The 19,589-nt window shown below is 70.6% G+C and carries 22 protein-coding genes; 16 read left to right on the top strand and 6 right to left on the bottom strand.

Annotated elements, in window-relative coordinates:
- Positions 1 to 6: 6 nt before the first annotated feature.
- On the bottom strand, positions 7 to 501 hold the full coding sequence (locus tag RR49_RS14660; protein WP_048808810.1) for a MarR family transcriptional regulator: 495 nt from the start codon (positions 499 to 501) through the stop codon (positions 7 to 9).
- Between the two features lie 93 nt (positions 502 to 594).
- On the opposite strand from RR49_RS14660, the gene RR49_RS14655 reads away from it, so the two are divergent.
- From RR49_RS14655 to RR49_RS14645, 3 genes are all read left to right on the top strand, one after another.
- Positions 595 to 981 (top strand): DUF7882 family protein, encoded by a 387-nt coding sequence (locus RR49_RS14655; protein WP_048808811.1) that lies wholly within the window; start codon positions 595 to 597, stop codon positions 979 to 981.
- A 29-nt stretch (positions 982 to 1,010) separates the two neighbouring features.
- Positions 1,011 to 1,538 carry a MarR family winged helix-turn-helix transcriptional regulator gene (locus RR49_RS14650; RefSeq protein ID WP_045248636.1) on the top strand — a complete coding sequence of 176 codons (528 nt, stop codon included), beginning with the start codon at positions 1,011 to 1,013 and terminating at the stop codon, positions 1,536 to 1,538.
- 98 nt (positions 1,539 to 1,636) lie between these two features.
- Positions 1,637 to 1,885 carry a three-helix bundle dimerization domain-containing protein gene (locus tag RR49_RS14645; RefSeq protein WP_045248637.1) on the top strand — a complete coding sequence of 83 codons (249 nt, stop codon included), beginning with the start codon at positions 1,637 to 1,639 and terminating at the stop codon, positions 1,883 to 1,885.
- A 60-nt stretch (positions 1,886 to 1,945) separates the two neighbouring features.
- On the opposite strand, the gene RR49_RS14640 is transcribed toward RR49_RS14645, so the two are convergent.
- Positions 1,946 to 3,487: a dolichyl-phosphate-mannose--protein mannosyltransferase gene (locus tag RR49_RS14640; RefSeq protein ID WP_045248638.1), complete on the bottom strand. Its 1,542-nt coding sequence runs from the start codon at positions 3,485 to 3,487 to the stop codon at positions 1,946 to 1,948.
- A gap of 23 nt (positions 3,488 to 3,510) precedes the next feature.
- On the opposite strand from RR49_RS14640, the gene rsmI reads away from it, so the two are divergent.
- From rsmI to RR49_RS14625, 3 genes are read left to right on the top strand one after another with little or no spacing between them, the layout of a single operon-like run.
- Entirely contained in the window at positions 3,511 to 4,329 is an 819-nt protein-coding gene (gene rsmI / locus RR49_RS14635) for a 16S rRNA (cytidine(1402)-2'-O)-methyltransferase (RefSeq protein WP_045248639.1), read from the top strand.
- Positions 4,330 to 4,381: 52 nt separating this feature from the next.
- Positions 4,382 to 5,956 carry a methionine--tRNA ligase gene (gene metG, locus RR49_RS14630; protein WP_045248640.1) on the top strand — a complete coding sequence of 525 codons (1,575 nt, stop codon included), beginning with the start codon at positions 4,382 to 4,384 and terminating at the stop codon, positions 5,954 to 5,956.
- The gene (locus RR49_RS14625) at positions 5,953 to 6,846 is read left to right on the top strand and encodes a TatD family hydrolase (protein ID WP_045248641.1); all 894 of its coding nucleotides are present in this window, start codon (positions 5,953 to 5,955) and stop codon (positions 6,844 to 6,846) included. Before metG ends, RR49_RS14625 begins: the two co-directional genes overlap by 4 nt.
- Before the next feature lie 37 nt (positions 6,847 to 6,883).
- On the opposite strand, the gene RR49_RS16000 is transcribed toward RR49_RS14625, so the two are convergent.
- Positions 6,884 to 7,531 (bottom strand): AAA-associated domain-containing protein, encoded by a 648-nt coding sequence (locus RR49_RS16000; protein ID WP_245610992.1) that lies wholly within the window; start codon positions 7,529 to 7,531, stop codon positions 6,884 to 6,886.
- Positions 7,438 to 8,046 carry an ABC transporter ATP-binding protein gene (locus RR49_RS16005; RefSeq protein ID WP_048808813.1) on the bottom strand — a complete coding sequence of 203 codons (609 nt, stop codon included), beginning with the start codon at positions 8,044 to 8,046 and terminating at the stop codon, positions 7,438 to 7,440. The genes RR49_RS16000 and RR49_RS16005 overlap by 94 nt, the downstream gene beginning before the upstream one ends.
- Positions 8,047 to 8,049: 3 nt before the next feature.
- Here RR49_RS16005 and RR49_RS14615 point away from each other — a divergent pair, with 3 nt between their 5' ends.
- Positions 8,050 to 8,325, top strand: a complete 276-nt coding sequence (locus RR49_RS14615; RefSeq protein WP_342666965.1) for an ArsR/SmtB family transcription factor — start codon at positions 8,050 to 8,052, stop codon at positions 8,323 to 8,325.
- 34 nt (positions 8,326 to 8,359) lie between these two features.
- Here the strand turns inward: RR49_RS14615 and RR49_RS14610 are convergent, their stop codons facing one another.
- A complete protein-coding gene (locus RR49_RS14610) occupies positions 8,360 to 9,805 on the bottom strand; it encodes a sugar porter family MFS transporter (RefSeq protein WP_045248642.1) in 1,446 nt (481 codons plus the stop codon).
- Between the two features lie 67 nt (positions 9,806 to 9,872).
- On the opposite strand from RR49_RS14610, the gene rsmA reads away from it, so the two are divergent.
- From rsmA to RR49_RS14565, 9 genes are all read left to right on the top strand, one after another.
- The gene (rsmA, locus tag RR49_RS14605; protein WP_045248643.1) at positions 9,873 to 10,730 is read left to right on the top strand and encodes a 16S rRNA (adenine(1518)-N(6)/adenine(1519)-N(6))-dimethyltransferase RsmA; all 858 of its coding nucleotides are present in this window, start codon (positions 9,873 to 9,875) and stop codon (positions 10,728 to 10,730) included.
- Complete coding sequence (locus RR49_RS15725) at positions 10,727 to 11,794, top strand: aldo/keto reductase (protein ID WP_045248644.1); 1,068 nt, start codon at positions 10,727 to 10,729, stop codon at positions 11,792 to 11,794. The genes rsmA and RR49_RS15725 overlap by 4 nt, the downstream gene beginning before the upstream one ends.
- Positions 11,782 to 12,720 carry a 4-(cytidine 5'-diphospho)-2-C-methyl-D-erythritol kinase gene (locus RR49_RS15730; protein WP_045248726.1) on the top strand — a complete coding sequence of 313 codons (939 nt, stop codon included), beginning with the start codon at positions 11,782 to 11,784 and terminating at the stop codon, positions 12,718 to 12,720. The genes RR49_RS15725 and RR49_RS15730 overlap by 13 nt, the downstream gene beginning before the upstream one ends.
- A 29-nt stretch (positions 12,721 to 12,749) precedes the next feature.
- Entirely contained in the window at positions 12,750 to 14,066 is a 1,317-nt protein-coding gene (locus tag RR49_RS14590) for a GNAT family N-acetyltransferase (RefSeq protein WP_048808816.1), read from the top strand.
- A gap of 132 nt (positions 14,067 to 14,198) precedes the next feature.
- Entirely contained in the window at positions 14,199 to 14,501 is a 303-nt protein-coding gene (locus RR49_RS14585) for a DUF427 domain-containing protein (protein WP_045248645.1), read from the top strand.
- Between the two features lie 11 nt (positions 14,502 to 14,512).
- Positions 14,513 to 15,343, top strand: a complete 831-nt coding sequence (locus RR49_RS14580; RefSeq protein ID WP_045248646.1) for an ABC transporter ATP-binding protein — start codon at positions 14,513 to 14,515, stop codon at positions 15,341 to 15,343.
- Positions 15,340 to 16,026 carry an ABC transporter permease gene (locus RR49_RS14575; protein WP_045248647.1) on the top strand — a complete coding sequence of 229 codons (687 nt, stop codon included), beginning with the start codon at positions 15,340 to 15,342 and terminating at the stop codon, positions 16,024 to 16,026. Before RR49_RS14580 ends, RR49_RS14575 begins: the two co-directional genes overlap by 4 nt.
- Positions 16,026 to 16,748, top strand: coding sequence for an ABC transporter permease (locus tag RR49_RS14570; protein ID WP_045248648.1), 723 nt, complete (start codon positions 16,026 to 16,028; stop codon positions 16,746 to 16,748). Before RR49_RS14575 ends, RR49_RS14570 begins: the two co-directional genes overlap by 1 nt.
- 79 nt (positions 16,749 to 16,827) lie before the next feature.
- A complete protein-coding gene (locus RR49_RS14565) occupies positions 16,828 to 17,736 on the top strand; it encodes an ABC transporter substrate-binding protein (protein ID WP_045248649.1) in 909 nt (302 codons plus the stop codon).
- A gap of 50 nt (positions 17,737 to 17,786) precedes the next feature.
- Here the strand turns inward: RR49_RS14565 and RR49_RS14560 are convergent, their stop codons facing one another.
- Positions 17,787 to 19,586, bottom strand: a complete 1,800-nt coding sequence (locus tag RR49_RS14560; RefSeq protein WP_045248650.1) for an ABC-F family ATP-binding cassette domain-containing protein — start codon at positions 19,584 to 19,586, stop codon at positions 17,787 to 17,789.
- Positions 19,587 to 19,589: the final 3 nt, after the last annotated feature.

The following is a 19,589-nucleotide window of genomic DNA, read 5'->3' as shown; positions in this document are numbered from 1 at the left end:
CACATCCTACCGGCGGGGACGCCCGCCGCCGGCGGGGTCGTCGTCGTCGACCACGCCTTCGTTCAGTGCAGCGACGAAGCCGTCGAGTGCGCGGGCGAGGGCGTCGCGCTCGACGTCCGAGAGGCTGGCCGCGGCCTCGAGCTGGTGCTCGTGCGCGGCGCGCAGCACCTTTCGCACGGGGGAGTCGGCGGGGATGGTGGGTTCCAGCACGATGCTGCGCCGGTCGCTCGGATGCGCCGCGCGGCGGAGCAGCCCGGTGTTCTCGAGCCGGTCGATGATGGCCGTCGCTGCCGCGCTCGATGCGTCGAGGGTGCGGGCCACCTCGCTCGGGGTGACAGCGTGCCGCGCCTCCTCCGCGTCGAGCAGCAGCCGCACGAGATCGAGGTCGCGTCCGCCGAGCCCGAGGCGCCGCCGCACGTCGCGCTCCGCGTCGCCGAGTGCGCGCTGCATACCCGCGAGCGAGCGCAGCAGTCGCTCGGGGTCCGTCGTGTACGCGCTCACGTCGCCGCCTCCTCGCGGAGCAGTCTACCCGCGATGGTTTGCTGATTTAGCTAATCTAGTGAGATACTCAGCCAGCGAACGAAAGGATGACTCATGGGCACCATGTTCTACGGCAACGGGGGCGGCATCCAGGTCGACGACCGCACCCTCGAGCACCTGCGACTCGCCGTCGCCACCCGTCTGCGACGCGGGGAATCGTTCATGGTGAGCATGCCGGTGGATGAACCCGGCCTCGGATCGCGGCGCAACCTCTGGGTGTCGCCGGCCATCCCGCTGCAGTTCATCGCCGCCGGCAGCAGGATGCCCTCGCTCAACCGGCTCTGGATCCAGGCGATGGGCGAGAGCGAGGACTCGACCGGCACTCTGACGGTGATGCCGGAGGCCGAGGCGGCGTCATACCTCGAGCGCAAGCACCTGCGCACCATGAACCAGCTCGCGCCCCACGACGACGCGCCACGCGAGATGCGCGTCGCCGGGTGAGACGCATCCCTCGCCTCTATCATCGGAGCATGCCCACCACCGAGTTCGACGACAGCGGGTACTGGTACGCCGACACGGAGGACGCGCGTCGCGCGCGGGCCGTCCACCTGCTGCAGGCGTTCCGTCTCTACCGCGCCGCCGAGGTCGCCATGCGTCGTCGCACGCGCGAGGCGATGTCGATGGGCGAGAACGACCTGCTCGTGCTGCGCTACCTGCTCAAGGCCCAGCAGGAGGGCCGTTCGGTCTCGCCCGGTGAGCTGTCCCGCTACCTCGGCACTTCGACCGCCGCGGTCACCGCGATCATCGACCGACTCGAGCGCTCGAACCATGTGCGGCGGGAACGCCATGAGAGTGATCGCCGCAGCATCTACGTCGTGCCGACCGCGGAGAGCGACGACGAGGTGCGTCGCACCCTCGGTGACATGCACGACCGCATGCTCGACGCGGTCATCGACCTCAGCCCCGACGACACCCTCGTGGTGCTCGACACGCTCGCCCGCCTGCAGGCGGCGGTCGATCAGGTGCAGCCGGGAGCCCACGCGGGCGCGCGACGCTGAGAACGCGGCCCGAGGGTCGTTCACGAGGCGTGTAGCCAATCCAGTTTCCTACCCGACGGACATTCGACCCGCGACCGGCGGGCTGGGAGGATGACAGCGTGACCCCCGATTCCGAGCTGCCGTTCGTCGTGGACGGTTACGAGCTCACCTCCTACGCGGGCAGCGTCGATCGGCTCCTCGACCGCCACCCGGCGAGGTCCCGCACCGAGATCGAGGCCGTTCTGGCGCGCGAGCACGACGCGTTCACGGGCGGGCGCCCAGTCGCCATCCCCGTCGCCGTGGAGAACGGTGCCGACGAGGTGCTCTCGCTCCGCGAAGACGACGCGGCCGACGGCGCCGTCGCCTGACGGTCGCGCCGCGACATCCGATCCACCCGCGTCGAGCCCCGCGGGTTCATCCGTGCCGGGTCAGATCCAGCTCTGCATCCAGTTGTGCAGGCGCCAGAAGTCGTAGGGCACCGGCATGGCCGTCCACACCGGGTACCAGAAGGCCGACAGCACGACGGCGACCCCGAGGAAGACGAGGACCACGCCCTGCCCCGAGCGTCGCCGGGCGGGAGAGGCATCCGGACCGCCCGCGATGTCGCGCGCGGCCAGAGCGACCGCGATGACGAGGAAGGGCAGCATCACGATCGTGTAGAACTGGAAGATCGTGCGGTCGGGGTAGAGCAGCCACGGCACATACGTCGCGATGATCCCGACGAGCACGAAGCCCGCCGCCGCATCCGGTCTCCGGACGAACCGCACCAGCAGATAGATCGCGGCGGCGATTCCCGCCCACCAGATGAGCGGGTTCGGGATGCTCGAGATCGCCTGCACGCCGTTCGCCCCCTGCTCCCAGTACATCGAGGTGGGGCGGATGAGCAGCGGCCACTCCCAGGCCGGGCTCTGATAGCTGTGCGGGGTGTGCAGGTTCACGTTGAAGCCGTACATCGCGCCGTGGTACACCCACAGGTTCTGCAGCGGCTGCGGCAGGAGGGCGGCGAGCCCCGCAGGCGGCGCGCCCGAGTACTGCCGGTCGTAGCCGCCGGCCGTCACGAGCCACCCCGTCCACGAGACGACGTAGACGACGAGGGCGACAGGCAGCATCAGCACCGCAGACCAGAGCCCCTGCCGCACGGCGTCGAGGTGCCACATCCGGATGCCGAGACGCCACCGGGCGACCGCGTCGGAGATGACCACGTAGACACCGAGCGCGGCGATGACGTACAGCCCCGACCACTTCACGGCCGTCGCCGCGCCCGCTGCGGCACCGGCCGCGAGCAGCCACGGGCGGTTCCAGAGCAGCCGGCCCCACGCGCTCGGCCGGTCGGGGTCCCGGGCGCCCAACCGGCGATCGCACCACGCGCGGTCGAGGAGGACGAACCAGAACGCGAGGATCACGAAAAAGGTGAGGATGCCGTCGAGGAGCGCCACCCGGCTCATCACGATCGCGAGCCCGTCGATCGCCATCAGCAGCGACGCGATCGTGGCCGCGGCCACCGACCGGGTGAGCGCCTTCGTGACGAGGTAGACCAGCAGCACGGTGGCCGTGCCGAGCAGCGCGACCGAGAATCGCCAGCCGAACGACGACGCCGGGCCGAAGATCCACATGCCGAGTCCGATGATCCACTTGCCGAGCGGAGGATGCACGACGAAGCTGCCGGACGTCTCGTAGTCGTCGGTCACGCCCTGCTCGAACGCGCCGTTCGCATTGGCGGGCCAGTTGGCGGGGTAGCCCAGGTTCCACTGGCTCCATGCGTCCTTGACGTAGTAGGTCTCGTCGAAGACGATCGCGTGCGGGTTCTGCAGGTTCCAGAAGCGCAGCACGGCCGCGAGGAGGGTCACCAGCAGCGGCGCCAGCCACGAGATCCGACGCTGCAGGGCGGCATCGGCGCGCACGCGCATCGCCCACCGGTCGTAGCGGGAGAGGGGTGCGTTCTCGAGGAGGGGCGGCGCGGTGCGGCTCACGGGCACCAGCCTATGCTGGGGCGGTGTTGAAGCTCGCGGCGACTCCGATCGGCAACCTCGGCGACGCGTCGACGCGGCTGCGAGAAGTGCTCGAGGCCGCCGAGGTCATCTGCGCCGAGGACACCCGCACCGCCCAGCGCCTGCTCGCCGGCCTCGGCATCGAGAACCGCCCGCGGCTGATCGCGGTGCACGACCACAACGAGAAGCAGAAGGCCGCCGAGGTCGCGGCGCTCGCCGCGACCCGAGAGGTCGTGCTGCTCAGCGACGCGGGTATGCCGACAGTGAGTGACCCGGGCTACGCCGTGGTCGCCGAGGCCGTCGCACAGGGCGTCGAGCTCACCGTCATCCCCGGTCCGTCCGCCGTCGTCACCGCCCTCGCGCTCGCCGGCCTCCCGACCGATCGGTTCACCTTCGAAGGCTTCGTGCCGCGAAAGAGCGGGGAGCGGGCGTCGGCGTTCGGCGCGCTCGCCGGCGAGCGCCGCACGATGGTGTTCTTCGAGGCGCCGACCCGCCTGGCTGCGACGCTCGCCGACATGGGCGCGGCGTTCGGCGGAGACCGCCGCGCGGCCGTGTGCCGCGAGCTCACGAAGCTGCACGAGGAGGTCGTACGCGGCGGCCTCGCCGAGCTCTCCGCCTGGGCGGAGGCGGGCGTGCGCGGGGAGTGCGTCGTGGTGGTCGCGGGTGCGGTGCCGGTCTCCGTCTCCCTCGACGGCGCCGTCGCGCGGGTGGTCGAGCTCGACCGGGCGGGAACCCGATTGAAGGATGCCGCGACCGCCGTCGCCGCCGAGACGGGACTCGCCTCCCGCGACCTGTACCAAGCGGCCCTCGCGCGCCGCGGCTGAAGAGGCCGTCACAACGGCGAGGAGGGGCATCCGGCCCTTCTAGAATCTATGGGTGACGTCCGGTTCCTCCTTCTACATCACGACGCCGATCTACTACCCGAGCGATGTGCCGCACATCGGCCACGGGTACACGACCGTCGCGGTGGACACCCTTGCCCGCTGGCACCGCCAGGCGGGCGATGACACCTGGATGCTGACGGGAACCGACGAGCACGGGCAGAAGATGCTGCGCGCCGCGGCCGCCAACGGCGTCACCCCGCAGGAGTGGGTCGACAAGCTGGTCGGCGAGGCGTGGTTCCCGCTGCTGACGACGCTGGACGTCTCGAACGACGACTTCATCCGCACCACCCAGGAGCGGCATGAGGAGGGCGTCAAGCGTTTCGTGCAGGCCATCTACGACCGCGGCTACATCTACGCCGGCGAGTACGAGGCGCTGTACTGCGTGGGCTGCGAGGAGTTCAAGCCCGAGAGTGAGATCGTCGACGGCACCGGTCCGTTCGAGGGTCTGAAGGTCTGCGCGATCCACTCCAAGCCGCTCGAGCTGCTGCAGGAGAAGAACTACTTCTTCAAGCTCAGCGAGTTCACCGAGCCCCTGCTGAAGCTCTACAAGGACAACCCCGACTTCATCCGTCCCGAGTCGGCGCGCAACGAGGTCATCTCCTTCGTGCGCTCGGGCCTGAAGGACCTGTCGATCTCGCGCTCCGCGTTCGACTGGGGCATCAAGGTGCCGTGGGACGACACCCACGTCATCTACGTGTGGGTCGACGCGCTGCTGAACTACGCGACCGCCGTCGGCTACGGCGCCGACGAGACCCAGTTCGAGCGCCGGTGGCCGGCGTTCCACGTGGTCGGCAAGGACATCCTGCGCTTCCACGCGGTCATCTGGCCGGCGATGCTGCTCGCGGCGGGTCTCGAGGTTCCGCGCGGCGTGTTCGCGCACGGCTGGCTGCTCGTCGGCGGCGAGAAGATGTCGAAGTCGAAGCTCACCGGCATCGCGCCGACCGAGATCACCGACACGTTCGGCTCCGACGCGTACCGCTTCTACTTCCTGTCGGCGATCGCGTTCGGCCAGGACGGCTCGTTCTCGTGGGAGGACCTCTCCGCCCGCTACCAGGCCGAGCTCGCCAACGGTTTCGGCAACCTCGCCTCCCGCACGATCGCGATGATCGAGCGCTACGTCGAGGGCATCGTGCCGCCGCCGGCCGCGTATGCGGAGGGCGATCTCGAGATCCAGAAGATCGTGGCGGATGCCGCGGCGAACGCCGATGCGGCCATCGAGCGGTTCCGCATCGATGAGGCGATCGCCGCGATCTGGACCATCGTCGACGCCCTCAACGGCTACATCACCGAGAACGAGCCCTGGGTGCTCGCCAAGGAGGACGGCGACCGCGAGCGGCTCGGCACCGTGCTCTACACGGCAGCCGAGGGGCTGCGGGCCCTCGCCGTGCTGCTGAGCCCGGTCACCCCGATCGCGACAGAGAAGCTCTGGATCGCACTCGGCGCCGCGGAGAGCCTGGGGCGCCTGGTCGACCAGCCGCTGCGCGCGGCGGGGAGCTGGGGCATCCTTCGTCCCGGCACATCGGTCAACGGGCTGGCTCCTCTCTTCCCGCGGGTCGAGACCGCGTGAGCGCGCAGGTTCCGAGCGATCCCAGCCAGTACGTGCGCGAGCGCACGGCCGACGGGCGCAAGGACCTGCGCTATCCCGACGCGCCGGAACCCCTCGCCGTCGCCGTCTACGACAACCACACGCACCTCGAGATCGCCGACGGCGACTCCCCGCTGACGCTCGTCGAGCAGCTCGACCGGGCCGAGGCCGTCGGCATCGCCGGCGTCGTGCAGGTGGGCGGCGACATCGAGTCGTCGCAGTGGTGTGCGTGGGCTGCTGAGCAGGACCGCCGGGTGCTCGCCGCCGTCGCCCTGCACCCGAACGAGGCGCCCGAGTACGCCGCCGCCGGACGCCTTGCTGAGGCGATCGAGGTCATCGACGCCCTCGCCGCCCAGCCCCGAGTGCGCGCGGTCGGCGAGACCGGACTCGACTTCTTCCGCACCGGCGAGGACGGCATCGCGGCCCAGGTCGAGAGCTTCGAGGCGCACATCGCGATCGCGAAGCGACACCGCATCGCCATGCAGATCCACGACCGCGACGCACACCAGGCCGTCTTCGACACCCTCGACCGTGTGGGCGCCCCGGAGAAGACCGTGTTCCACTGCTTCTCCGGCGACGCCGACATGGCGCGGGTCGCGACCGACCGCGGCTACTGGCTGAGCTTCGCGGGCAACGTCACGTTCAAGAACGCCGAGAACCTGCGCGACGCCCTCCGCGTGGCGCCGCGCGATCGCATCCTGGTCGAGACGGATGCCCCGTTCCTCACGCCCGCGCCCTACCGCGGTCGCCCGAACGCCCCGTACCTCGTGCCGCTGACCGTGCGGTTCATGGCCGAGACGCTCGAGACCGACCTCGACGAGCTGTGCGCACAGCTCGCGGCGAACACGCTCGCCGTCTACGGCGAGTTCTGAACCGGCTCCGCAACAGCGGTGCGCCGCTCGGTCGGGGTCACACCCCGAACGCGGCGGCGACCTCGCCGAGCACGAGCTCGCCCGAGTCGGCGTCGTAGTCGAAGAGCTCCGCGTAGCGACCCCACTGGATCGCGATGTCCAGCTGCACCCGCGCGTCCGCCCCCGAGAAGCCGCGTCGCAGCAGGTCGAGGAAGAAGTCGTCGCGCAGGGCGCCGTCGTCGCTGTTCTCGAGCGCTGTGAGGATCGTGCGCACGAGCGGGGCGTGGGCCGCGCTGAGGCGTGCGAACAGCTTCTTCGACTCCTGGATGTCCGCGCGTCCCCAGGCGCGACCGTCCTCGGTGAGGAAGAGCTGCGCCCCGTCGACCTCGATGAACCCGAGCAGGGCGGCCGCGTCGACGAGGGGAAGGAGGTCGTCGACCTCGAAGGACAGCTCGTCGGCGAGGTCGGGCAGGTCGGTCTGGCCGTTGTGCGAGTGCACGATCTCGACGAGGCCGGCGAGCCCGCCCACGGACACGTCGGGCAGCGGCGCGCTGAGCGGAGTGGCGGCGACAGGCGCGGCCGCCGTGCCGGGAGCACCGGGGCCGGTGCCGGTCAGCAGGGCGTAGAGCCGATCGACGGTCTGGGCGAAGAGCGGATGCCGCCGGTCGCGCGGGCGGGGGAGCGGCACCTCGACCTCGGCGCGCACGTGCCCGGGGTCGAGCCGAGGACGAAGACGCGGTCGGCCATGAGCACCGCCTCCTCGATGTTGTGGGTCACGATGCAGACCGACTTCGTCGGGAAGTCGGGCTGCGCCCACAGCGACATCACCTCGTTGCGCAGGTTCTCGGCGGTGAGCACGTCGAGAGCCGAGAAGGGCTCATCCATGAGCAGCGCGTCCGGGCGCAGCACCAGGGCGCGCGCGCTCCCCACGCGCTGGCGCATGCCGCCGGAGAGCTCGCGCGGGTACGCCGACTCGAAGCCGTCCAGACCGATCAGGTCGATCGCGTCGAGGGCGCGCTGACGGCGCTCCGCGGCCGACACCGAGCGGGCGGCCAGTCCCAGCTCGACGTTGCCCTGCACGGTCAGCCACGGCATGAGCGCGAACGACTGGAACACCATCCCGACGCCCGGGTTCGCACCGTTGATCGGCCGGCCGCGGTAGCGCAGCTCGCCGCGGCCGCCGACACGTTCGACCTCCTGTCGGTTCCGGGCCGCCTGCACCTGGTGTGGCTGCTCTCGGACGACGAATCGGATGTCACGACCCTCGCTGAGCGCACCGGGGCGACGATCCCCGCGACGAGCCAGCAGCTCGCGAAGCTGCGCGCCGCCGGTGTCGTCAGCGCACGCCGGCAGGGACGCCGGCAGCTCTATCGGGTCGACGATCCGCACATCGTCGCGGTGGTCGCGGCGATGCTCGACCACATCGCGCCCGACGGCACGCTCGCCGCGCCCCCGGACCCTCGGCGCCCACCGCGCCAGCCGCGCTTCGTGCGGGCGTGACCGCGAACCGGACGGCACCGGGCCGCGGCATCCGTCACCTCTTGGGTGCCGCCACGAACAGCGTCTCGGTCTTCTCGAGCTCCATGCCCTTGGTCTCCGGCACCTTCAGCAGCACGTAGACGAAGGAGAGGGCCGCGAACACGGCGTACATGCCGTAGGTGAGCGGCAGCGACCACGCCGACATCGAGGGGAACGAGACCGTGATGACGAAGTTCGCGATCCACTGCGCCGCGGCCGCGACGCCGAGCGCGCGACCGCGGATGCGGCTCGGGAAGATCTCGCCCAGCAGCACCCACACGAGCGGGCCCCACGACGCGCCGAACCCGATGACGAACAGATTCGCGGCGACGAGCGCGATCGGGCCCCAGGCGCCCGGGAGGGACACCTCGCCGTTCACCGTGACCGAGAAGGTGAACGCGAGCGCCATGATGCCCAGCGACAGGGTCATCAGCACCGAGCCGACCAGCAGGATGGGCTTTCGGCCCACCCGGTCGACGAGGAAGATCGCGACCAGGGTGACGACGACGTTCGTGACCGAGGTGATGACGCTGATGACCAGCGAGTCACCCTCGGTGAACCCGACCGCGCGCCACAGCGTCGTCGAGTAGTAGAAGATCACGTTGATGCCGACGAACTGCTGGAACACCGACAGGATGATGCCCACCCAGACGATCGGCTGAAGTCCGAGCACGTGTCCGCGCAGCGACGCCTTCTTGGTGGTGCGGTCCGCGCTGATCGCGTTCGTCAGCTCGCGCAGGGTCTGCTCCAGGTCGGCCGGCGGCACGAGGCGGGCGAAGATCGCGCGCGCCTCGTCGGTGCGGCCGGCGGCGAGAAGGAAGCGCGGGGACTCGGGGAGGGTGAGAGCCAGGATCCCGTAGACCGCCGAGGGGATCACCCCGACGATGAACATCCAGCGCCAGGCCTCCAGGCCGAGCCAGAGCGTGTTCGCGGCGCCATCGGCCCACGTCGCGAGCAGCGCGTCGGACAGCAGTGCCCCGAAGATGCCGAGCGTGATCGCGAGCTGCTGCAGCGACGCCAGCGATCCGCGGATCTGACGCGGTGCGATCTCGGCGATATAGGCCGGCGCGACGACAGAGGCGATGCCGATGCCGAGGCCGCTCACCACGCGCCACAGGATCAGGTCGGGAACGCTGAAGGTGAGGCCCGCGCCGATCGAGGAGACGAAGAACAGGCCGGCGCCGAGCAGCATGACGCGCAGGCGCCCCCAGCGATCGGAGAGCGAGCCGGCGATCATCGCGCCGACGGCGCACCCGAGGAGCGCCACCGCGACGACGAAGCCCGTCAGTGCCGAGCCGAGGGAGAAGTGCCCGCCGATCGAGTCGACCGCGCCGTTGATGACCGACGAGTCGAAGCCGAACAGGAAACCTCCGACGGCCGCCGCGACCGACAGCCCCACCGCCCGTCGCCCGAAGGGGCTGCGCAGAGAGAAGGCGTCGGCGGGGATCGTTCCAGTGCTCACCGCACCACCCTAGTGGCGCCCGGAGGGGCGGGTCGGGGTTGACTCCGCGCCTCGTTAGGGTGAGGGGGTGACCGTGCATCTGCTCGGCGCGGCCGAGATCCGCGCCCTCGCCGCCGAGCTCGACGTCACCCCGACGAAGAAGCTCGGCCAGAACTTCGTGCACGACCCCGGCACCGTGCGCAAGATCGTGGCCGCGGCATCCGTCACGGCCGACGACCGCGTCGTCGAGGTCGGCCCGGGGCTCGGGTCGCTGACGCTCGCGATCTTGGAGACCGGCGCCCGGGTGACCGCGGTCGAGATCGACCACCGCCTCGCCGCGCGACTTCCGCAGACCGCCGCCGACCACGGTGTCGAGGACGGTGCCCTCACCGTGGTCGACGCCGACGCGCTCACGATCACCTCGCTGCCGGGGGAGCCGACGGTGCTCGTCGCGAATCTGCCGTACAACGTGTCCGTGCCCGTGCTGCTCCACTTCATGGAGACCTTCCCGCGTCTCGACCGCGGCGTCGTGATGGTGCAGGCCGAAGTCGGCGAGCGGCTCGCCGCGGGGCCGGGTTCCAAGGTCTACGGCGCCCCCAGCGTCAAGGCGTCGTGGTACGGCGACTGGCGCCTGGTCGGCACGGTGTCGCGCATGGTGTTCTGGCCCGTGCCCAATGTCGACAGCGTGCTCGTGGGATTCGCCCGCGCGCACGCGGCGCGAGGCACCGAGGCCGAGCGGCAGACGACGTTCCGCATCGTCGACGCGGCCTTCCAACAGCGCCGCAAGATGCTGCGGCAGGCGCTCTCCGGGGTGCTCGGCGGGTCGTCCGCGGCGGCCAGTGCGCTGCTCGAGAGCGCGGATGTCGCCCCCACCGCCCGCGGTGAGGACCTCACCGTCGAGGACTACCTGCGCATCGCCCGCGCGGCGGCTAGCCTGGGCGGGTGAGCACAGAGCCGCGTATCCGACCCTCCGTCCCCGACATCCACCGGCCCTACACGGCGGCCCCGGATCGGTACGACCTCACCGAGTACCGTCAGGTCGGGACATCCGGTCTCTACCTCCCGCCGATCTCGCTCGGCCTGTGGTGGAACTTCGGCGACAACGTCGCCTTCGACACGCAGCGCGGCATCCTCCGGCACGCCTTCGACCGCGGCATCATCCACTTCGACCTGGCCAACAACTACGGTCCTCCCTACGGCGCCGCGGAGACCAACTTCGGACGCATGCTGCGCGAGGACTTCAAGCCCTACCGGGACGAGCTGGTCGTGTCGTCCAAGGCGGGGTGGGACATGTGGCCCGGGCCGCACGGCGACCTCGGCAGCCGCAAGTACATTCTCGCGAGCGCCGATCAGTCGCTGACGAGGCTCGGGCTCGACTACGTCGACATCTTCTACTCCCACCGGGTCGATCCCGACACTCCCGTCGAGGAGACCATCGGCGCGCTCGACACGCTCGTGCGCCAGGGCAAGGCGCTCTACGTGGGCATCTCGTCGTACTCCGCGGAGCGCACCGCGGTCGCCGCGGCGGTGGCCCGCAGCCTCGGCACGCCGCTGATCATCCATCAGCCCGCCTACTCGATCCTCAACCGGTGGATCGAGGACGGTCTGACGGGCGTCCTCGCCGAAGAGGGCATGTCGGCTATCGCCTTCACGCCGCTCGCCCAGGGGCTCCTGACCGGCAAGTACCTCGGCGACGGCAAGGCCAAGCGCTCGCAGCCGCGCGACAGCCTGCCCGACCGGGCGCTGTCGCACCAGGCGATCGCGTCGCTGCGATCACTGAACACGATCGCGAAGGAGCGCGGTCAGACGCTCGCGCAGATGGCGATCCAGTGGGTGCTGCGCGAGCCCACCGTGTGCTCGGCGCTCATGGGGGCCTCCAGCATCGAGCAGCTCGACGAGAACCTGGCCGCCCTCACCGGACCGGCCTTCGACACCGACGAGCTCGAGCGCATCGACGCGCTGTCGGATGTCATCGACGTCAACCTGTGGGCGGAATCATCGAAGCTGTGATCCTCCCCGCCCCGACGGTGCACGTGCGCGCCCCGGGCAAGATCAACCTCTTCTTCGAGGTCGGCGCGCTCGGCGCCGACGGGTACCACGACGTCGCCTCGGCGTACCAGGCCGTCTCCGCGTACGAGGACGTGTGGGCCTCGGCGTCGGACGACCTGACGATCGAGGTCACCGGATCGGTGGATGTCGCGGGCGTCCCACTCGACGCCCGCAACCTCGCCGTGCGCGCCGCGCAGCTGGTCGCGGACGAGGCGGGCATCGACGCGGGCGTGCACCTGCGCATCGTCAAGGGTGTGCCCGTCGCAGGTGGGATGGGCGGAGGATCCGCGGATGCCGCAGCCGCCCTCGTCGCGTGCGACGCGCTGTGGGGAACCGGTATCTCGCCGATCCGGCTGCGGGAGCTGGCGGCCGAACTCGGTGCCGACGTGCCGTTCGCGCTCACCGGCGGCACGGCGATCGGGCTGGGGCGCGGCGACGACCTGAGTCCTGCCCTGGCGCGCGGGCGTTTCGACTGGGTGATCGTCACGAGCGAGGACGGCCTGTCGACTCCGGCCGTGTTCGCCGCCCTCGACGCGCACCGCGACGACGCCTCGCTCGACATCGTGCCCGCGCGTCGGCCGATGGTCGATGACGCCGTTCTGCATGCGCTGCGCGCGGGCGATGCGCACATGCTCGCCGCGAGCCTTCGCAATGATCTGCAGCAGGCCGCGCTCGCGCTGCGACCCGACCTCGCCGACCTGCTCGAGACGGGTCGCGCCGCCGGCGCCCTCGAAGGGATCGTCTCGGGTTCGGGTCCCACGGTCGCGTTCCTCGCGGCGGGCCCCGAGGCCGCCATCGACCTGCAGATCGGGCTCTCGGCCGCCGGGCACGTCGCGCACCACGTGCACGGCCCGGTGCCGGGGGCACGCGTCATCCACGACGACTGATCGGGCGCACCGCGCCGCTGGAGGAGATCATGAACGACACCGCCGTCGCCGCCTTCCTGGCGGCCCCGCTCGATGAGCGTCAGGCGCGCCGGCTCAGCGACCTGGGGCTGCGCGCCGACCTCGTCACGGACGAGGACCGTGCCGCCTCGGACGGCTGGATCGAGGCCGTCTCCCGCGGATTCCTCGGCACCGAGCGCTCCGAGGTGCAGCGCCAGGCCGCGTTCGACGGGCTGCGGGCGCGTCGCCGGTTGGGCGTCTACGACGACTCCGCCCCGGTGCCCGGCACCCCTGTCGCGACGTTCGCATCGTGGCTCGCCGAGCTCACCGTCCCCGGGCCGGCGCTCATCGACACGGCCGCCATCAGCTCCGTCACCGTCGCCCCCACCCATCGACGGCGGGGTCTCGCGCGGGCGATGATGGAGGGCGAGTTGCGGGCCGCGGCATCCGCCGGCGTGCCGGTTGCGACCCTCACCGTGAGCGAGTCGACGCTCTACGGCCGGTACGGCTTCGCCCCCGCCGCCGAGGCTGCGCACTGGCGGATCGAGGCGAAGCGCGCCGGATGGATCGGTCCGGTCTCGCCGGGACGCGTGGACTTCGTGCCGAGAGTCGACGCACGCGTCCTGATCGAGCCGCTGTACGACCGCGTGCGCCTCGCCCGGCCGGGCGAGATCACGATGCCGGCCGGCCACTGGGACCGCTTCCTGCGCACGCGTCCTGACTCGGAGAAGGGCGAAGAGCTGCGCACCGTCGTCTACACGACGGTGGCGGGGGAGGTGACCGGCGTGGCGCTCTACAGCGTGACGGAGTCGCACGACGACTTCGCCCGATCGACCCTCGAGGTCGTGTACCTCCTCGCGCTCGACGACGAGTCCTACGCGGGTCTCTGGCGCTTCTTCCTCGAGATGGATCTGATCGGCTGGATCGAGGCGACCGAGCTCTCGGTCGACGAGCCGCTGCTCTGGATGATCGCCGACCAGCGTGCCGCACAGCGCACGGTGCGCGATCACCACTACGTGCGCATCCTCGATGTCGTCGCCGCCCTCGAGGCCCGTCGCTACAGCGGCGCCGGGCGCGTGGTGATCGAGATCGCCGACCCGCTCGGGTTCGCCGCCGGCCGTGTGCTGCTCGATGTGGACGGGCGCGGCGTCGGTTCGGTGCGCCCCGCCGACGCGACGACGGATGCCCCGTCCCTCCGCCTCGGCATCGCCGAACTGTCGGCCGCCTACCTGGGAGGGGTGCGTCTCGCGACCCTCGCTGCGGCGGGACGGGTCACGGGTGACGGGGTGGCCGCGGCATCCGCTCTGTTCGCCGCGCCGCAGGCGCCCAGGCTGAGCTTCTGGTACTGATGCGGGCATAGCGCACGACATCCGGCGTCACAATCCCGTCCGAAATGTCCGCCGCTGCGAATAGCGTATGCGTGAGCGGTGATCGCCGCCCGCGATGCGAGCGGCCGGCGGCCGCCCCGAACGGAGGACGCAATGCAGGCGCGACTGGGCGACACCGTGATCGCCGAGGCCGATGAGGCCGATCTGATCCGTATCGAAGGCAACTGGTACTTCCCGCCGGCGGCGGTGCGTGAGGGTGTACTCACCACCAGCCCGACGCCGTACACGTGCCCCTGGAAGGGCGCGTGCCAGTACTTCACCGTGACCGTCGACGGGCATGCGCTCACCGACCGGGCATGGAGCTACCCCGAGCCCTACCCCACCGCGATCGAGAAGGTCGGCGCCGACTTCTCCGGGTACGTCGCGTTCTGGAAAGAGATCGAGATCACCGACTGAGAGGACGACCGATGATCGAATTCTCGGCCGTATCCAAGACCTTCCCCGACGGCACCCGCGCCGTCGCCGACTTCTCCCTGCAGCTTCCCGCACGGTCCACCACCGTGTTCGTGGGCTCCTCGGGCTGCGGCAAGACCACCCTGCTGCGCATGATCAACCGCATGGTCGAGCCGACCGCCGGGCGCATCGAGATCGATGGAGAGAACATCGCCGATCGGTCGGCCGTGGCCCTGCGCCGCAGCATCGGCTACGTTATGCAGAACGCGGGGCTGCTGCCGCACCTCAGCGTCGTCGACAACATCGCCACGGTTCCGCGGCTCACCGGTGCCACCCGCCGTGCCGCGCGGGCGCGGGCGCTCGAACTGATGGACACGGTCGGGCTCGATCGTGCGCTCGCCGCGCGGTATCCGAACCAGCTCTCGGGCGGTCAGCAGCAGCGCGTGGGCGTCGCGCGAGGGCTCGCGGCGGATCCGAACATCCTCCTGATGGACGAGCCCTTCGGTGCCGTCGACCCCATCGTTCGTGCCGAGCTGCAACAGGAACTCCTGCGTCTGCAGCGCGACATCGGCAAGACGATCGTGTTCGTCACCCACGACATCGACGAGGCGTTCCTGCTCGGCGACCAGGTCGTCATCCTCGCGAAGGGTGCCGCGATCGCCCAGGTCGGCACGCCCGACGAGATCATCGAGGCGCCCGCCGACGACTTCGTGCGATCGTTCATCGGAGCTGACCGGGGTAAGCGTGCGCTGTCGCTGCGACCGACCGCGGGCGGCGGAACGGCCGTCGTCGACGCCGACGGCCGCACCCAGGGCATCCTCGCGACCGAGGGCGCGTCGTCGTGATCTGGGTCGGCGACAACCTCGGCCTCATCGCGGGGCTCGCGGTCTCGCACCTGCGCCAGAGCCTGATCGCCATCGTGCTCGGACTCGTGATCGCCATCCCGCTCGGCTGGGCGGCGTGGCGCTACCGCCTGCTGCGCGGCTGGCTGATCACCGTGACCGGGCTGCTCTACACGATCCCCTCGCTCGCGCTGCTGATCATCCTGCCGTCTGTGTTCGGATACTCCGCGCTGAGCGAGACGAACCTCATCGTGGCGCTCACGATCTACGCCGTCGCGATCCTCGTGCGCTCGGTGGTCGACGGCTTGCAGTCGGTCGACCCGTCCGTGCGGCAGGCGGCGGTCGCGCTCGGCTACGGCGGTGCGCGTCGCTTCTTCACTGTCGACCTGCCGCTCGCCGGCCCGGTGATCCTCGCCGGGCTGCGGGTGACATCCGTCTCCACGATCGCGCTCGCCACCGTCGGCATCCTCGTCGGCGTCGAGAACCTCGGCTACCTGTTCACCAACGGCCTGCAGCGCCGCATCACCGAAGAGGTGCTCGCGGGTGTCGTCGCGGTGATGGTCATCGCGCTGCTGATCGACGCGCTGCTGGTACTCGGGGGGCGCCTGCTCATGCCCTGGGCTCGACGCTCCCGCACCGTCCGCGCACGTACCCGCCGGGTGCTCGCCGGGGCAGAGGTCGCCTGATGGATCTGTTCACCGGGGCCCTCGCCTGGATCTTCTCGCCCGATCGACTGACCGGAACGGACGCGCTGCCCATCCTGTTCGCGCAGCAGCTGTACTACACGTTCCTCTCGGTGCTCATCGCGGCGCTCATCGCGGTGCCGCTCGGCTGGCTCATCGGGCACACCGGCCGCGGTCGCGAGGTCGCCGTAGCCGTCTCGGGCGCCGCCCGTGCCATCCCGTCCTTCGGACTTCTGATCTTCCTCGTGCTGCTGCTCGGCGTGCTGCACAAGCCCGAGGCCGCGGTGATCACCTTCGTGCTGCTCGGCATCCCGCCGCTGCTCGCCGGCGCCTACACCGGCTTCGAGGCGATCGACCGCCGCACGATCGACGCGGCGCGCGCGGTCGGCATGACCGAATGGCAGATCCTCTGGAAGGTCGAGGTTCCGCTCGGGCTGCCGCTGCTGCTGGGAGGACTGCGCTCGGCCGTGCTGCAGGTCGTCGCGACGGTGACGATCGCCGCCTACGTCAACCTCGGCGGACTCGGGCTGCCGATCATCACCGCGCTGAACCTCCGCCAGTACGACGTCGTGCTCGGCGGGGCCATCCTCGTCGCCGTGTTGGCGCTCGTCCTCGACGCGATCCTGGCGCTCGCTCAGTGGGCCTCGGTGCCGCGTGGCGTGCGTCAGCACGGCACCTCACGCCGGGAACGGCGCGCCGCGGCATCCGCTCTCGCCGTCACGTGACGTCACACCGTCTTGCTCCATCCCCCTCCACCCCCAAGAATCGCCCAGAACCTCGGTTCACGCACCCAGAGAGGACACCATGTCTACAGCACGCACGGCACGCGTCATCGGCGCCGCCGCCATCGCCGCTGTCGCCGCACTCGCCCTGAGCGCCTGCGGCTCCAGCAGCTCGATCGCCGGCCCCACCGCGACGAGCGCGGGAGGCTCGATCGTCATCGGATCGCAGGCCTACTACTCGAACGAGATCATCGCCGAGATCTACGCCCAGGCCCTCGAAGGCGCCGGCAAGACCGTCACCCGCCAGTTCAACATCGGCCAGCGCGACGCCTACATCCCGCAGCTCAAGAGCGGCGCGATCACCCTGTTCCCCGAGTACTCCGGCAACCTGCTGCAGTACTTCGACGCGAACACCACCGCCCGGTCGGCCGACGACGTCTACGCCGCCCTGCAGACCGCCCTGCCGTCGAATCTCACGGTGCTGAACCAGTCGACCGCGACCGATCAGGACTCCTACACGGTCACGAAGGCGTTCGCCGACAAGTACGGGCTCACCACCATCGCCGACCTCTCGAAGGTCACCGAGCCGCTCACCCTCGGCGGACCGCCCGAGCTCGCCGAGCGTCCGTACGGCCCGACCGGCCTGAAGTCCACCTACGGCGTGACCGTCGCGTTCTCGGCGACCGGTGACACCACCGTGCAGGACCTCGTCGCCGGTACCGTCAACGTCGCCAACGTGTACACGGCCGACCCGAGCATCCAGACCGACAACCTGGTCGTGCTGAAGGACCCGAAGGCGCTCTTCCTCGCGTCGAACGTGGTGCCGGTCGTCGCCAAGAGCATCGAGAGCGACGTCGCCGACGTCATCAACCAGGTGAGCGCCGCGCTCACGCCCGAGAAGCTCGTCGCCCTCAACGTGCAGAGCACGGTCGACAAGCAGTCGCCGGCCGACATCGCGAAGGCGTTCCTCGCGGCGAACAACATCAAGTAGGCGGTGCACGAGGGGTGAGTGGGCTGCGCGGTGATCGATGCCGGTCGTTGTCAGCCCACCGCTTCGCCGAGCTCGAGCCAGCGCTCCTCGAGTTCGACGGTCTCGGTGGTGAGCTGATCGCGCTCGGTCTGCAGCGCCACGAGCGCGGCGTAGTCGTCGTGCGCGTCGGCGAGCCGCACATCGACCGCCGAGATCTGCTCCGCGAGCTTCGCGAGTCGCCGGTCGATGGCCGCGAGCTCCTTCTCGGCCGCCCGGCGTTCGGCGCCCGAGAGGGCCGGGGTCGATGCGGCGGGGGTGGATGCCGCGGCCCGGGGCGCGGCGGTCGCGGGGCGTGACGCGGCATCCGTCATCGCGGCCCGCAGGCGCAGGTACTCATCGACGCCGCCGGGCAGGTGGCGGAAGCGGTGGTCGAGCACGGCGTACTGCTGATCGGTGACGCGCTCCATGAAATAGCGATCGTGGGAGACGACCAGCAGGGTGCCCGGCCACGTGTCGAGCAGGTCCTCGAGGGCGGCGAGCATGTCCGTGTCCATGTCGTTGGTCGGCTCGTCGAGGATGAGCACGTTCGGTTCGCCCATGAGCACCAGCAGCAGCTGCAGGCGCCGCTTCTGACCGCCGGAGAGGTCGCCGACCGGCGTCGACAGCTCCGATGCGCGAAAGCCGAGCCGTTCGAGCAGCTGGGCGGGCGTGAGCTCCTTGCCGCCGGCGACGTAGGTCGTCTTCTGCTCGGCCAGCACCTCGCGCACCCGCAGGCGTTCGACCGGCTCGAGCTCGGTGAGCCGCTGCGTCAGGTGCGCGACCTTGACGGTCTGCCCCCGCTTGACGCGCCCGGACGTGGGGGCGAGGGTGCCGGCCACGAGTGCGAGCAGGGTCGACTTGCCCGCGCCGTTCGCCCCGAGGATGCCGGTGCGCTCGCCGGGGGCGATGCGCCACTCCACTCGATCGAGCACGGGCTTCTCGTCGAACGAGACGGAGGCGTCGACGAGGTCGACAACGTCCTTTCCGAGTCGGGCGGTGGCGAGCTTGGTCAGCTCGATGCCGTTGCGCGGGTCGGGCTCGCCCTCGATCAGCTGGGTCGCCGCATCGATGCGGAACTTCGGCTTGGACGTGCGCGCCGGGGCCCCTCGGCGCAGCCACGCGAGCTCCTTGCGCAGCAGGTTGCGGCGCTTGTCCTCGGCGACGGCGGCCTGCCGGTCGCGTTCGACGCGCTGCAGGATGTATGCCCCGTACCCGCCCTCGAACGGCTCCACCTCGCCGTCGTGCACCTCCCACATGCGCGTGCAGACGGCGTCGAGGAACCAGCGGTCGTGCGTGACGACCAGAAGGGCTCCGGATGTCGCGCTCCACCGCGCCCGCAGGTGCTCCGCGAGCCAGGTGATGCCTTCGACGTCCAGGTGGTTGGTGGGCTCGTCGAGGGCGACGACATCCCAGTCGCCGACGAGCAGACGCGCGAGCGCGACCCGGCGACGTTGGCCGCCGGAAAGCGTGTCGACGTCGGCGTCGAGGGCGAGATCGCCGACGAGCCCCTTGAGCACGTCGCGCACCCGGGCGTCCCCGAGCCACTCGTGCTCGGGCCGGTCGCCGACGATCGTGTGCTGCACGCTGCCGGACTCCGGCAGGGCGTCGTCCTGGGCGAGCATGCCGACGCGGATGCCGCCGCGCACCGTCACCTTGCCGGCATCCGGTGCGTACCGCTGCATGAGCACGCGCATGAGGGTCGACTTGCCGTCGCCGTTGCGGCCGACGATGCCGATACGGTCGCCGTCGGCGACACCGACGGTGACGTCGTCGAGCACCACCTTCGCCGGGAACTCGACGTGCAGGTGCTCACCGCCCAGCAGATGCGCCATCCC

Origin of the sequence: Microbacterium ginsengisoli (assembly GCF_000956535.1) — a bacterium.
GTDB classification, from domain to species: domain Bacteria; phylum Actinomycetota; class Actinomycetes; order Actinomycetales; family Microbacteriaceae; genus Microbacterium; species Microbacterium ginsengisoli.
The sequence above is the reverse complement of the archived record's forward strand: the minus strand, read 5'-3'. Positions and strand labels throughout refer to the sequence as shown.